Origin of the sequence: Streptomyces fumanus, from assembly GCF_014655295.1 — a bacterium.
Classification (GTDB): Bacteria; Actinomycetota; Actinomycetes; order Streptomycetales; family Streptomycetaceae; genus Streptomyces; species Streptomyces fumanus.
Map to the genome: position 1 here is coordinate 278,151 of NZ_BNBI01000002.1, position 12,421 is coordinate 290,571.

11 protein-coding genes are annotated in these 12,421 nt (G+C 69.6%); 6 read left to right on the forward strand and 5 right to left on the reverse strand.

The window, feature by feature from the left end; all coding sequences use genetic code 11:
• Positions 1–13: 13 nt before the first annotated feature.
• Complete coding sequence (locus tag IE316_RS05465) at positions 14–310, reverse strand: hypothetical protein (RefSeq protein ID WP_190202975.1); 297 nt, start codon at positions 308–310, stop codon at positions 14–16.
• A complete protein-coding gene (locus IE316_RS05470; protein WP_190202976.1) occupies positions 307–2,709 on the reverse strand; it encodes a type I restriction-modification system subunit M/S in 2,403 nt (800 codons plus the stop codon). The genes IE316_RS05465 and IE316_RS05470 overlap by 4 nt, the downstream gene beginning before the upstream one ends.
• A gap of 302 nt (positions 2,710–3,011) precedes the next feature.
• Between IE316_RS05470 and IE316_RS05475 the strand changes: the two genes are divergently transcribed.
• The 3 genes from IE316_RS05475 (at position 3,012) to IE316_RS05485 (ending at position 4,392) form a co-directional block, all read left to right on the forward strand.
• A complete protein-coding gene (locus IE316_RS05475; RefSeq protein WP_190202977.1) occupies positions 3,012–3,227 on the forward strand; it encodes a type II toxin-antitoxin system VapB family antitoxin in 216 nt (71 codons plus the stop codon).
• On the forward strand, positions 3,224–3,646 hold the full coding sequence (locus IE316_RS05480; RefSeq protein ID WP_190202978.1) for a PIN domain nuclease: 423 nt from the start codon (positions 3,224–3,226) through the stop codon (positions 3,644–3,646). The genes IE316_RS05475 and IE316_RS05480 overlap by 4 nt, the downstream gene beginning before the upstream one ends.
• Before the next feature lie 461 nt (positions 3,647–4,107).
• Positions 4,108–4,392 (forward strand): hypothetical protein, encoded by a 285-nt coding sequence (locus IE316_RS05485; protein WP_190202979.1) that lies wholly within the window; start codon positions 4,108–4,110, stop codon positions 4,390–4,392.
• A 142-nt stretch (positions 4,393–4,534) separates the two neighbouring features.
• Here IE316_RS05485 and IE316_RS05490 read toward each other — a convergent pair whose 3' ends face one another.
• The gene (locus IE316_RS05490; RefSeq protein ID WP_229910206.1) at positions 4,535–5,347 is read right to left on the reverse strand and encodes a helix-turn-helix domain-containing protein; all 813 of its coding nucleotides are present in this window, start codon (positions 5,345–5,347) and stop codon (positions 4,535–4,537) included.
• Between the two features lie 302 nt (positions 5,348–5,649).
• Here IE316_RS05490 and IE316_RS05495 point away from each other — a divergent pair, with 302 nt between their 5' ends.
• Positions 5,650–6,624, forward strand: coding sequence for an alpha/beta hydrolase family protein (locus IE316_RS05495; RefSeq protein WP_190202980.1), 975 nt, complete (start codon positions 5,650–5,652; stop codon positions 6,622–6,624).
• A gap of 193 nt (positions 6,625–6,817) precedes the next feature.
• Here IE316_RS05495 and IE316_RS05500 read toward each other — a convergent pair whose 3' ends face one another.
• The gene (locus IE316_RS05500) at positions 6,818–7,492 is read right to left on the reverse strand and encodes a lytic polysaccharide monooxygenase auxiliary activity family 9 protein (protein WP_491591181.1); all 675 of its coding nucleotides are present in this window, start codon (positions 7,490–7,492) and stop codon (positions 6,818–6,820) included.
• Positions 7,493–7,977: 485 nt separating this feature from the next.
• Here IE316_RS05500 and IE316_RS05505 point away from each other — a divergent pair, with 485 nt between their 5' ends.
• Entirely contained in the window at positions 7,978–8,748 is a 771-nt protein-coding gene (locus tag IE316_RS05505) for a calcium-binding protein (protein ID WP_190202982.1), read from the forward strand.
• A gap of 229 nt (positions 8,749–8,977) precedes the next feature.
• Positions 8,978–9,514 carry a DUF4232 domain-containing protein gene (locus tag IE316_RS05510; RefSeq protein WP_190202983.1) on the forward strand — a complete coding sequence of 179 codons (537 nt, stop codon included), beginning with the start codon at positions 8,978–8,980 and terminating at the stop codon, positions 9,512–9,514.
• 53 nt (positions 9,515–9,567) lie between these two features.
• Here the strand turns inward: IE316_RS05510 and IE316_RS35890 are convergent, their stop codons facing one another.
• A complete protein-coding gene (locus IE316_RS35890) occupies positions 9,568–12,141 on the reverse strand; it encodes a molybdopterin-binding protein (RefSeq protein WP_190202984.1) in 2,574 nt (857 codons plus the stop codon).
• Positions 12,142–12,421: the final 280 nt, after the last annotated feature.

Genomic DNA, 12,421 nt, shown 5'->3' on the forward strand with positions numbered 1-12,421 from the left:
GCCCGGCCCGCCATCAACCGGGGCCAGTGGGCCGGTTAGTGTCGGCCGATGCACACGGCTGATTCCGCTGATCGTCCGTCGCGGTCCAGTTCCGGAGCGTCCTAACTGCTCCCACCGCGGCGAAGCACAGTCCGGCCGCCGCACCGAATGCGCCCCCCGCATAAAGGAGCAAGTCAGCGATGCCAGTGCCGGTCGCGTACTTCAAAGCGGCAACGCACACGGCGACCAGCGTGGAGAAGAGCACGATGACCAGGAGCCAGAGTGCCCAGACGACGGAGCGGGACAGGCGCGTGGAGTCGTTGGCGGTCATGATCGGGGCTCCTTCTCGCTGTCCTGAGAGGAGGGCGAGGCGCTCGTCAGTTGATCGAGAAGCAGCCCTCGTGCGCGGGTGATGGCTGCCGCCAGGTCCCGGTGGGCATCGGACCGTTCCCCGAGGAGCGTCAGCAGTTCGGCGATCTCTCGCTGCACGTCGAGGGGAGGAAGCAGGACTTCCTGGCGTCCCAGTGCGTCCTGGGTGATGAACGGAGCCGCGGTGGCGGCCGCTCGATCCTTGACCCAGTTCACGGCATCCGGACGACTCAACGCGGCGAGAAGGTAGCGGGGCAGGACCCCGGCGCCCTGGCGGCAGCGGAGCCTGATCACGTTGGAGCTCATGAGCCACCCCATCTGGTCCCCCCGCACCATGGCCGGCGGCCCCATGGCGCCCGAGCGGACACAGACGATGTCATCCGGCGCGAGTCGGTAGCGCGTCAGCCGTTCCGCGAGCTCCAGCGAGGCGCGGTCGTCGGCACTGTCGGTCACCCGCCCGTTCCGCAGGTGCTTGGGAAGAACGACCGGCACCACGCCGTGCGGAGTCCGGTCCCGAGGCGCCAGCAGCGCGTGCGACGGACCCGCCTGGATTTCGCACAGCTCCACGAGCGTGGCCCTGTGCCGAGGTGCCTGACGCACCCGGTCGGTCTCCAGCTCGTTGCGCAGGACGGCGGTGCGCTCGTCCAGTTCGGCGCATCTCTCCCTCAGTCGTGACACTTCGGCCCACGCTTCCGCCTCCCCCATTCCGGCCGTGCCGAAGTCCGGGGCCGACGGCCGGCCGATGTGGTCGATTGGATTGAGCGAGTAGTCCTTGCGGCGCAGCGCCTCCCTGTCGACGCGCGCGCTGGGTACGGACGCCGGAGGAGGGCCGTCCGGTCGAACGGGTCCTTCCTTCGGGCTGAGAGCCAGGTACGAGTCGAGAACGGCTCGGACGTCGTCGTGAGCGAGCACCCTGCGCCCGCCGCGCCGCATGACGCCCAGGTCACGCGCATCCAGGAACAGGACGTGGTCATCGGCGTCGGCCGGGTGCCGCAGCAGCCATATGCACACGGGTACCGGTGTGCCGGAGAAGAGCTTGTCGGGCAGCGCCACAACGCATTCCACGACACCCTGTTCCACCAGTGCCCGACGGATCGCCCGCTCCGCCGTGTTCCCGGAGTTGCCCGCCTTGTTCGGCATGACCACCGCCGCTCGGCCGCCCCTAGCCAGGACGGACAAGGCGTACTGGGGATAGGCGAGGTTGTCGTTGCCCACCGGAGGAGCCCCATAGGGCCAGTGCCCGGTGCGCGTGGTCTCCTGCGAGGTGTCCTTCATGTTGAAGGGCGGGTTGGTGAGGACCAGATCGACCTGCTCCTGGGGCCACTTCTCCTCCCAGGGCCGTCCTCGGGTCTTCAGTTGGAGGGTGAACGGGACTCCGCGCAATGCCAGGCCCATGCTGGCCAGCGACAACGTCGCCCGCTTCGGCGTCTGTCCCAGCAGCCTGGGCAAGGGAGCGTCGGCGGCTCCGGGCCTGTCCCTCCCCCACCTGGCGGTGTCGACAGCCGCGCCGAGGAGTTCCCCGCCGCGGAAGTACGGGTCGTACACGCTGCTCGGGGAGCTTTTCCTGGCCGCCCGTCCCAGCGCCGCCATCAGACGCGCTACCGGGAGCGGTGTGAAGAACTCCCGGCTGCGTAGCTGAGCGCGCTCCTCGTACTCCTCGATGAACAACTGGAAGGCATGAGGGCCGAGCGCACCGACCAGTCGGACGACGTGCGCGAGGTCCTGGAACCGCCGGGGCTCCAGCCGAGCGAGTGCGTCCTGCATCTCGGGCAGCGATCCCATGGCGAGCAGCACCGAGTCCGTCTCCGCCCCGACAAGCTTGAGCAGGGCCGTGCTGGACCGTGGCTCGGCACCGGTCATGACGTACGCCTGCACCTTCTGCCAGCATCCCGGCCTCGTCTCCTTCAGGAAGAGCAACGCGGACAGCAGACTCAGGTAGGCGACCGCTCGGTCCGCGCCTCCCACTCGCTCGGCCAGGGGACCCATGAGTTCGCGGACGATCTCGGCATCCCGTGGATCAGGACTCTCCCGGGGACCGGGTACGGACCCGGCGGGCTGTCGGGCCGCCCTCTCCTGGGCGACTGAGGTGACCGGCCCGTGCCGCCGCATCCGGTCTCCATAGGTGGTGTGCTCGCCCTCCCGCCGTGTCCGGCGGTGCGACGGCACCCGCCTTTCGTCGAGCCAGCGGAGGATCTCGGACTCGATGAAGTAGTCCTGGTTGGCAGTACGCCGGGGGGTCGGGAAGTCCGCCGCCCGCCGCTCCCATGTCGTGACCGCGGCGCGTGTCACGCCTGCCATCGCCGCGATCTCCGTACGCGTCAGAAGGCGATCGCCGTCCGGCACGCCCGTGCTGTTCCCCATGGCGCGTCGAGTCCCTTCGAAGTAGCCCTGAATAGCCGTTCGTTGGGCAGGAGCCTAGGCAGCTCGTCGCGCTGATGTCTCATGAGTACTCGAAGTGCTCATGAGACTGCTCGGGCCGCCACGCTTAACGCGCAAGGAGCGAAGCCAAGAGAAAAGGCAAGAATTGTCCACATTTCTCCGATCCCTTGCGTTCGTGACCAACATGGCCTGCCGCTTCAGGATGCACGCTGGTTAACACTCCGAGTGGATCGATCGAGTGTATATAATTGATGCGTTGCGATATATCTCAGGAGGTGTCATTGATGACCCGCACCGTGATCGACCTTGATGACCAACTGGTCGCGGACGTGGCCAAGGCCCTCGGCACCAGCACCAAGAAGGAGACGGTGAACACCGCCCTGCGCGAGGTGCTGGAGAACCGGCGGCGCGCCTTGGCGCTCACCCGCCTGCGGGCGGCGGCCGAAGGGGGCGCCTTCGATCTCGACCTCTTCGAGGACAAGGGGAATTACCGCCGGTGAACGCCGCGCAGTTTCTGATCGACACCAGCGCACTCGCCCGCCTGCTGCGCGGCGACGCCGAGCAGTACGGATGGGACCGGGCGGCATCTGCCGGACTCATCGCCACGTGCCCCATCACCGAGCTGGAGTTCTTCTACAGCGCGCGCTCCGCCGCCGACCGCGCACAGGGTTTCGAGGACATGCGCCTGCTCTTCGGGTGGGTACCGGTCGACGACCGCGCCTATGACCGCGCCTGGCAGGTTCAAGAGCTGCTCACCCAGCGCGGACAGCACCGCAGCGCCGGACCTGTCGACCTCGTGGTGGCCGCCACGGCGGAGTTGCAGGGGCTGACCCTACTCCACCGTGACCGGGACTTCGAGTGCATCGCCGGCGTCACCGGCCAGGCCCTCCAGTGGTACGGCCCAGCCCCCGGAAAGTGAGCCAGGACCGAACGCCGACCGCTCCGGGAAAGCACGGCAGTCGGCCCCTGACAGGGTGTGCTTCGCGGAAGACCTGTGCACTCCCGAGGGCACCCTATGCCGGACGTCCGACCCGGCCCCGTCCGGCGCCGAGCCCGTCGCGGGGGCTCTTCGTCGTCCGCACCCGGGCGCGGAGCCGCCGCAGGAGGTGGCCAGGTGCGCTTCTGCCGTAGAGGGCGGGACGCCGCGAGGCAGGAGGAGAGCCAGGTTGCCTCCTCGCGGTTGATGATCAGGCCGGCGGCAGTGATCATCCCATTCACCGGGCCGTGAGCCGGATCGAGTGGTCATCAACGCGGAACATCTCCCAGTCCGCGTCACTGTGCCAGAGCCGGGCCCTCTTCTCGCCCGGACGCTGGGCGAAGTCCACTTCCTCCCGTGCTCGGGGAAGACGGTGGGCTGAGCAGGGAGAACAGACAGAAGGGGTGTCAGCAAGCGCACCGGACGAGGATCCGTTGTCCGTGCGGTGCGGCACCTATACCCTTCCCGAAGATCGCCAGATGTGGCTGGGGGCGTATATGCGGGTTCTGTTCTTCTTCATCGGTTCTGCATTCTGTCTGATCGGGTTGTTCTCCTTTGTGGGTGCCTTCGCCACCTGGAACACAGCACGCTGGGACCCGACGTATGCGTCAAGCCCCAAAAAGGTCATGTCATGGCTGGCCAGCGGAGTGGTGTGCCTGGGGTTGATGACACTCTTCTACTTGCTGTGATGCCCGCGTGCCGTAGCCGGGTTGTCAGGGTGCCGTGATCGTCCTGATAAGGATGAGGTCAGACGTCAAAGCCCTAGCCGACCGCAGCGCACCGTCCTGGATGGGGCCGGCAAGGGGGCAGTCGAGCCGAGGCATCGCAGGTCTACCGTACGGTCCTGGCGTAGCCACCTGCGCTCATGCCGAACTCCCGCCGGAAGTGCCGGTTGAGCTGGCTCTGGTCGCAGTAACCGAGCTCGGCGGCGGTCTCTGCCACGGATCGTCCCGCTGCCAGCATGGACTTGGCGCCGGCCAAGCGCAGCAGGGTGCGGTACTGGTGCGGTGGAACTCCGTATGCCTGCCGGAAACTCCTGATCAAATGGCGTTTGCTGCAACCGGCGACGGCAGCGAGGGCATCGAGCGTGATGTTGGCGTTCAGGTGGCTGTGGAGCATCTCCCGTACGTGACGGAGCGCTCGGGGACGAAGTGTCGGACTCGCTGCGCCGGGAGCGTCCGCGTGCCTGGCGAGCAGGACGTTGAGCAAGCTGGTCAGCGACGACTCGAGATCCAACTCGTCCTCGCCGTCCGCCAGGCCCCTGTGCAAGGCGGCGATGCCGTTGAAGAGGCTGCGGTCCGCATAGGTCACCCCATGAAAGCGCGGCCGGCCTGCGCCGGCTGACATGAGACCGGCGTCGATGAACATCAGTTGCACGATGGCCTGGCCGTCGGCGGCGGCTTTGTCCTGAGCGAGGCAGCTCACGACCTCATGGGGCTCGATCACCGTCACCGCGCCGGGGACAGGGGGACCCTGGGTCCGCCCGAGGTACTGAAAAGGGGGTGCGGAGCCGCCATGCGTGATCTTGACGGTGTACCCGCTGTTCACCACGGTCGGGAAGTCACCATCGGCGACGCGCACAGCCAGGCTCTCGACTCCGAACCGTGCTCTTCTGCGACGCCCATCGGCCGCGGACTCAGCCATGTCATTTTCGCCCTAGTTCGGCTCGTTCGATCGATCCTACAGTTCCCGGTGAGACAAGCGCAGACGTCGGGCCAGGGAGGCGCGACAGTCGAAGGTCGAGTCAGTCGCTCTCCCCCCGCCGTCGGACCGCGGGACGAACACCTGACGAGATCTGTGCACCACTGCGGCGGTCACCGTCCACACCGGCCCAGGTGCCGGGCGGCCGTTCCTGGCCCATCAGGCTCGCGGCCACGACCGCCGGTTCCATGCCTGCCGCCAGTCACGACAGGCGCTATGTCGACACCGATCTCGAAAGGGCTCCGATGAGCAAGCCGTACAGCGACGCCGCCGACATCCCGGTCAACGCGTCGCAGCCCGTCCTCACCTACCACCCGGTCACCCTCGACGTCCCCGGCCGGCCCGTGCCGCTGCAGGTCAAGGTGTCGGTCCCCGCGGACGGCACCGACCTGCCGCTCATCCTCCTGTCCCACGGGCACGGGCAGGCCAACTTCCTGTCCTCCTACAACGGCTATGGTCCGCTGGCGAACTTCTTCGCCGCCCACGGGTTCGCGGTCATCCAGCCGACCCACCTGGACTCGACGGCCCTCGGTCTGCGCGACACCGGCCTCAGGGACGCCCCCCTGTTCTGGCGTGACCGCGCCACCGACATGCACACCGTCCTCGACCGCCTCGACGACATCGAGGCCGCCGTCCCCGGTCTCGCCGAACGACGGATCGACAGGGACCGTGTCGGCGCCGTAGGACACTCCCTGGGCGGCAACACCGTCTCCCTCCTCCTCGGCGCCCGGATGCTGGACCCGGACGACGACCGGCCGAAGGACCTCTCCGACTCCCGGGTCAAGGCGGGAGTGCTCATCGGAGCTCCGGGCATCGGCAACGACGAGCACTTCGCCGAGTGGGCCAAGACGAACTACCCGGTGCTGTATTACACCGACTTCGAGCAGATGACGGGCACCGCCCTGATCATCGTGGGCGATCAGGACCTCAACCCCCACTTCTCCGACCGGCTCAGCTACCGCGCTGACGCCTACTCGGCCAGCCCCGGCGGCAACAAGACCATGGTGACCATGTACGGCGCTGGTCACCTCTTCGGTGGCATATCCGGATACGACGCGGCGGAGACGGACGACGAGAATCCCGAGCGCGTGGCGACTCTGCGGGCTCTCGTGTGGGCCTACTTGCGCAGCCGGCTCTACTCGGGCGACTCGTCATGGAAGGACGCGGTGAACGCCCTGGAGAACGGGGAAAACCCGATGGCCGAGGTCGAAACGAGGTAGTTCCGCGGTGTGGGCGGCGGCGCGACGGCCGCCGCCCACACCGCGATCATCCGGTTCCGGGTCTGTGTGGATCATGGCGAAGCCCCGTCGGAGCAGGTGACCGAATGGTCTCCTGCCCCGACGGGGCTCGGTCGGGCGGTGGGGGGTCACCGGTGTCTGGCGGTGGCCGGTGCCGGGTGCGGTGCTGTGCGGGTCAGCCGAAGTTCACGTCGCTGCACCACATGTACGCCTGGTCCAGGTGCGACGCCTGCCAGATCACGAACAGGATGTGGTGTCCGGTGTAGCCGGAGGTCTGGACGGGGAACGTGATGTTCTGCGCCGGGGCGTAGCGGCCGGTCTGTGTGATGAAGTCGAGGTTGCCCCAGCCCAGGGTCTGGGTCTTGGGGTCGAAGCCCTGCTTGCTCACGTAGACCTTGAAGTAGTCGGCACCGTGGGACGCCTGGTCGTAGAGCTGGACCGAGAAGTTGTTGCTGACGTTGGTCGTCTTCCACTGTCCGGGCTTGTCCAGGCTGGAGTTCCTCGAGAGGTTGTTGCTGCAGAGCGTCCCGTCGGGGGTCCGTGCCTGGAACTGGCCGCCGAGGCCGTCACGGAGCGCGCTCATCCAGTTCCACATGGTGTCCGGGTTGGCCTGGAAAGCCTGCCAGCACATGGGGTCCTGGGTCTGCATGGCCGGGTTCGTGTGGTTGCTGCCCCATGTCTTCCAGCACTGATACGCGCGGGTGGCGGGGCTGATGATGGTGCCGTGCGCCTGGGCGGGGGCCGACCAGGTCAGTGCGCCGGCGACCAGGGCGAACAACATGACGAGTGCCTGGAGAGGCCGGCGGAACGGCGACCGCGAACGCCCGGCTAACGAGCTCTGTTTGCGCATGTGGGGGGAACTCCTTCCAGTGCAAGCTGTATTGGGAGCGCTCCCAACGGTAGGCGCGCTGAGTGAAATGTCAATGAAACAAACCGAGTTGATCACAGCCATGAGTCATGAACACGCCAAGCGACGGGAGTCGGGAGGCAGGGACGTTTCCGGAACGGAACGCGAGGTTACGGGCGTGAGGTGAGGCCGGGCGGGGGTGTTCGCGGGGCATCGCCACGGGGATGCGTGTGGCCGAAAAGAGCCCCGGACGGCGCCTCCGCAGGCGCACCGGTCCGTTCTGACATCCCCTCGCCTCGCGGTCTTGCGGAAATCGGCCAGCCGTGAAGACTGCCTTGACGACCGGAGCCGCCCGGTCCCGCAGCACCACGCCGAACAGGCCGCTCCACCACCGCCCACCGCCGCCCACCGCCGCTCCACCACCGCTCACCGTCACTCCACCACCGCTCACCGTCACTCCACCCGTCACCCCACCGAGATGAGGTCTCATGAACCGGAACCGAGCCGCCGTCAGCGCGGTCGCCGTGACCCTGTTAACCGCCGGCCTCGCCGTCGGGCCGGCGACCGGTGCCACCGCCGCCGAGGCGAAGGCCCGCGTCGGCGCCGACTGGGCGGCCCAGTCGATCGTCTTCACCGCCGCCGCGGGACAGGCCAACGACCTGAACATCTTCCCCATGTACACCAGCGACGGGATCCGGCGGATCGGCTTCACCGACGTGGTCCCGCTCGCTCCGGGCGACCATTGCGCGTACTCCAGAGCCGAGGACACCACCTCCGTCGTCTGCGAACTGCCCGCCGACAGCGCCCGTCCCGACCGGATCGACATCTTCCTCGGCGACGGCGACGACACGATCGCCGCCTTCGACCCCGGGATCGGCACCGTCAGCGGCGGCCCCGGCGACGACGAACTGCACGCCCACACCGCGCGCACGGTGCTGGGCGGCGCGGGGGACGACATGGTCATGGGGCCCGCCGCCCTGCACGGCGGCGACGGCATGGACCACCTGATGGGCGACGACGGCAACCAGCGGATGTGGGGCGGCCGGGGCGACGACATGTTCGAGGGGTACGGCGGTGACGACACCGTGTACGCGGGTTCCGGCGACGACCACGCCATGGGCGGGGACGGCCGCGACCTCCTCCTCGGCGGCTCCGGCGACGACACCCTGGACGGGGAGGGCGGTGACGACGTCATCTGGGGCGGCTCCGGCAAGGATCTCCTCGAGGGCGGGCCCGGCCGCGATGTCGTCCTCCCGTGAGCGCATCCCAGACCACCCTCGTTTCCGCAGGTCAGAGCCGGTCCGAGCATCCCAGCGTCCCGGGATCCCCGGAGAAGTGGCGGGTGGGACGGGGCAGGGCACAGGCTTGGGTCATCGCAGCACGGGGCACGCCGGACACGGTCGGCCACCGCGCTCGACCCATCCACCTACGTGCCGTGCCCCGGCGTGCCCCGGGCAGCGCGGTCGTCCGCAGAGAAAGCAGTCCGTCATGCGTAGCGCCACCCGTCTCCTGTCCCGCACGGCCGCCACCTCCATGGTCGTCGCGACCGCCGCCCTCGCGCTCACCGGTGCGGGGACCGCGTCCGCCGCGCCGCAGCAGACGTCCTCCGTCGCCACCTGCACCGCCTCGAACGTGAAGCTGACCGTCACCAAGGTGTCGCGTCCGGTCAACCACCTGCTGCTGAAGGCGACCAACACCGGGTCCAAGTCCTGCTACGCCTACAAGGCGCCCTTCCTGCGCGCCGGTGCCGACGCCCAGGCCCCGCTGCAGTGGGTGAAGGCGTCCAAGCCGAAGTCCGTGGTGAAGCTCAAGCCGGGCAAGTCCGCCTACGCCGGCATCATCACGTCCTCCCCCGACGGCGAGGGCGGCCACAAGGAGAAGAAGCTGGGCGTCACGCTGACCAACAAGAAGGGCAACGCGACCGGCAAGGAGAAGACCGTGAAGCTGCCCGGCAGCGTCTTCTTCAACAGCGCCGCCGCCGTCACGTACTGGCAGAAGAGCGCGTCCGACGCCCTCACCTGGTAGTCGCCCCTCCCTTCCCGGCCGGTCGCGCGGGAGCGCGGCCGGCCGGGGGCCGGTCAGCGGACGTCGACGTAGTCGCCCGCGGCGGTGGCGGGGGCGGTGGTGGTGGAACCGGCGTAGGCGTAGCGCCAGTAGCCGTCCGTCGTCGCCTTGACCGTGGTCTTCAGGGTCCCGGTGTCGCTGGTGGTGACCGTCTTGACCGTGGTGTAGGCGTCCGTCCCCTTCTTGCGGAACTGGAGCTTCACCTTCTGGCCGCTGAAGCCGTGGTAGCCGCCGCGCGTCTCCCAGTCCACCCGGGACAGCTTGCCGGTGACGGTGAGGGTCTTGCCCTTGGCGACCGGCTCGGGGCCCGCGCCGGCCGACAGGGTCGCGTCCCGCACCACGGGGACGGACTTGGCGGCGTGCAGGTCGGCGAGGCCCGTACCGTCCGCGGACTCCGCCCAGACCGCCGCCTTCCAGGTGCCGGCCAGGGAGTTGCGGCCGAGCGCCGAGCGCGGCTCGATGTAGGCGAACTGGGTCTCGCAGGTGGCGGTGGTCGCGCCGGTCGGGGTGCAGGTCGCCGGCCAGGTGTCGTAGAGCACGGCGTCGGGCTTGTCGTACGAGCCCTTGTAGAAGTACATGCCCCCGCCGGCGATGCCGGACGGGTCGGTGGCGGTGAACCTGGCCGTGAACTCCTGGAGCGGCGCGTCGGTCAGTTCGACCCGCTTGCCGCCGTTGACCACGATGTCGGAGACACGGGTCGACCCCACCCTCTCGTCGCCCTGCCCGGCCGGGCCCGCGAAGGCCCGGGTGAGGGTGCGGCGGAGGCTGCCGCCCTGGTCGTCGGCGGCGGTGACGCGCAGCGAGACATAGGCGGCGGTGGCGGGCAGGTCGAGGGTCGCCGAGCCGTCGGGGGCGACGGTCAGGTCGGTCCAGGTGGCGCCGTCGTCGGTGGAGTAGGCGAGCCCGGTGACCCTGGTGTTCGCCTCGGCCGGGTCGGTGACGCGGGTGACCGCGCTCGACCGGATCCGGACCGGGCCGGCCGCGGCGCGGCCGTAGGCGTCCAGGTCCGGGACGGTCAGCCGGGCGTCGATCAGCGGGAGTTCGCCGTTCTGGTCGGAGGACGAGCGGAACGTCCACTCGTTGCGCACGTCCGTGGAGAGCCGCGCGTACGCGACCCGGCGGTGGACGGTCTGGTCCAGGGTGTACGTCCGCTGCTGCGCCGGCAGGGCGGACGAGCTGAGCGTGTCGTAGGCGTCGAGGCCCTCGGCCCGGGCGTAGGTGACGCCGTCGGCGGAGGCGAGCCGGTACGCGTACGTCGCCCGCCGGTCGAGGGCCGCGTGGCCGTCGGCGTCGCCGAAGGCGTGCGCCTCGCTCAGCCGGATCTTGCCCGACCCGCGCTCCGAACCGCCCCACTCCCGGCGGACCGGCTGGAAGGGCGCCGCGCCCAGGGTCTCGCCCGCGTTGGTCCCGGCGGCCGTCGTGCGGTCGGGGAGGTTCAGGGCCAGGTCGGCGGGGCCGTGGAACAGCATCCGGGTGTAGGTGATGCCCGGGGTGGTGTACTCGGTGACCGACCCGGCGACCGGTACCGCGCCGCCGATCAGGGCACCCGTCCACTCGCCGAGGGACGGGGCGCTCTGCAGCAGGGCCGTCGTCCGGGTGCCCGGGGCGGCCACCTTCGTGACCGTCTTCCCCAGGGATGAGGCGCGGACCTTCACGACGGGCGTGGCGGGCACGGTGCCGGTGAAGCTGTGGGTGAGGTCGTAGCGGTAGGGGCTCGGCACGCTCGCCGAGGCGCCCTTCTTGCCGAGCACCTCGTGCAGCCGCAGCGAGACGCCGCTCACCGAGAACGGGGTGACGTACACCTTCTCGGAGCCCGCGCCGGCGAAGCCCGCCAGGCCGCCGCCCGGGACGCTGATCCACGCGGCGGACGAGTCGCGGGTGGCGGTGGTGTCGTCGGTGCGGATCGCGGTCTCCTTGGCCGCGCGCTCGTCGAAGGTGACCGTCTTGGCCGCCGACGTGACCGAGAAGGTGCGGGTGAGCAGATAGCTCGGCCGCCGCCAGTCGCTGTGCAGGGCGACCGAGAAGTAGTCGCCCGGCGGCAGTTTCACCGTCGCCGAGGCACCGGGGGTGTCGCTGCCGACCTCGTACGACATCCAGGTCTTGCGGTTCCAGACGTAGAACTGCTTGGTCACCACGTCGGCGTTGGTGATGCTCAGCTTGACCTTGTAGGTCGCCGCCGTGGCTGTGCCGGTCCTGCCGGTCGTACCGGTCGTGCTGCGCGCGGCTCGGGTACGGGTGGTCAGCGGGAGTTCGGTCGTCGTGCGGTCGGCCGCCCTCTTCGCCGTGGGGCGCACCGACACCGTGCCGTGCGTCGCGGCGAAGGAGTAACGCGGTCCGGTGGTGGCGCCGCCCGTGTCCCCGGTGACCTGGATGTCATGGCCGTCGACGAGCCGGACGCGACTCCCGTCCCCCAGCTCCGCGCCGGCCCCGGCGTCGGGCGCCGGGGCCGGTGAGACCGTCCCCACCGTCTCCGGACCGCCGTCCGGCACCGCCGTCGCCACGGGCGTGAGCAGCGAGGCGGTCAGCGCCGCGCCGCACACCCCCGCCGCGGCATGTCTTCGAACCCACCCCGCACGAACAACGGACATCGATGGCCCCCTGCCCTCTCCCCTGAGAACCGCCCCGCACCTGGTCGCGGGCGATGATCGGCTCACTCTAATGGCAGGCGGTGACAGCACCGGCCCGGCACCGGGTGCCCCGTCCGCGCCGCCCATCCGGCCGCCGGGCGGCGCCCTGCCCGGGCGTTCCGTCCGGCGTCCCAGGGGAGGCGTGTCCGTGCAGGTCAGAGCCGGTTTTCCCGTCCCAGCGTCCCGCGTTCTCCGGGAAAGTGGCGGACGGGCCGCCGCAGGGCTCAGGCTTGAGTCGTCG

Coding starts and splice junctions, on each gene's coding strand:
- IE316_RS05510 (WP_190202983.1), top strand. CDS start 8,978: ATGCGTAGCGCCACCCGTCTCCTGTCCCGCACGGCCGCCACCTCCATG.
- IE316_RS35890 (WP_190202984.1), bottom strand. CDS start 12,141: ATGTCCGTTGTTCGTGCGGGGTGGGTTCGAAGACATGCCGCGGCGGGG.
- IE316_RS05490 (WP_229910206.1), bottom strand. CDS start 5,347: ATGGCTGAGTCCGCGGCCGATGGGCGTCGCAGAAGAGCACGGTTCGGA.
- IE316_RS05500 (WP_491591181.1), bottom strand. CDS start 7,492: ATGCGCAAACAGAGCTCGTTAGCCGGGCGTTCGCGGTCGCCGTTCCGC.
- IE316_RS05465 (WP_190202975.1), bottom strand. CDS start 310: ATGACCGCCAACGACTCCACGCGCCTGTCCCGCTCCGTCGTCTGGGCA.
- IE316_RS05475 (WP_190202977.1), top strand. CDS start 3,012: ATGACCCGCACCGTGATCGACCTTGATGACCAACTGGTCGCGGACGTG.
- IE316_RS05470 (WP_190202976.1), bottom strand. CDS start 2,709: ATGGGGAACAGCACGGGCGTGCCGGACGGCGATCGCCTTCTGACGCGT.
- IE316_RS05505 (WP_190202982.1), top strand. CDS start 7,978: ATGAACCGGAACCGAGCCGCCGTCAGCGCGGTCGCCGTGACCCTGTTA.
- IE316_RS05495 (WP_190202980.1), top strand. CDS start 5,650: ATGAGCAAGCCGTACAGCGACGCCGCCGACATCCCGGTCAACGCGTCG.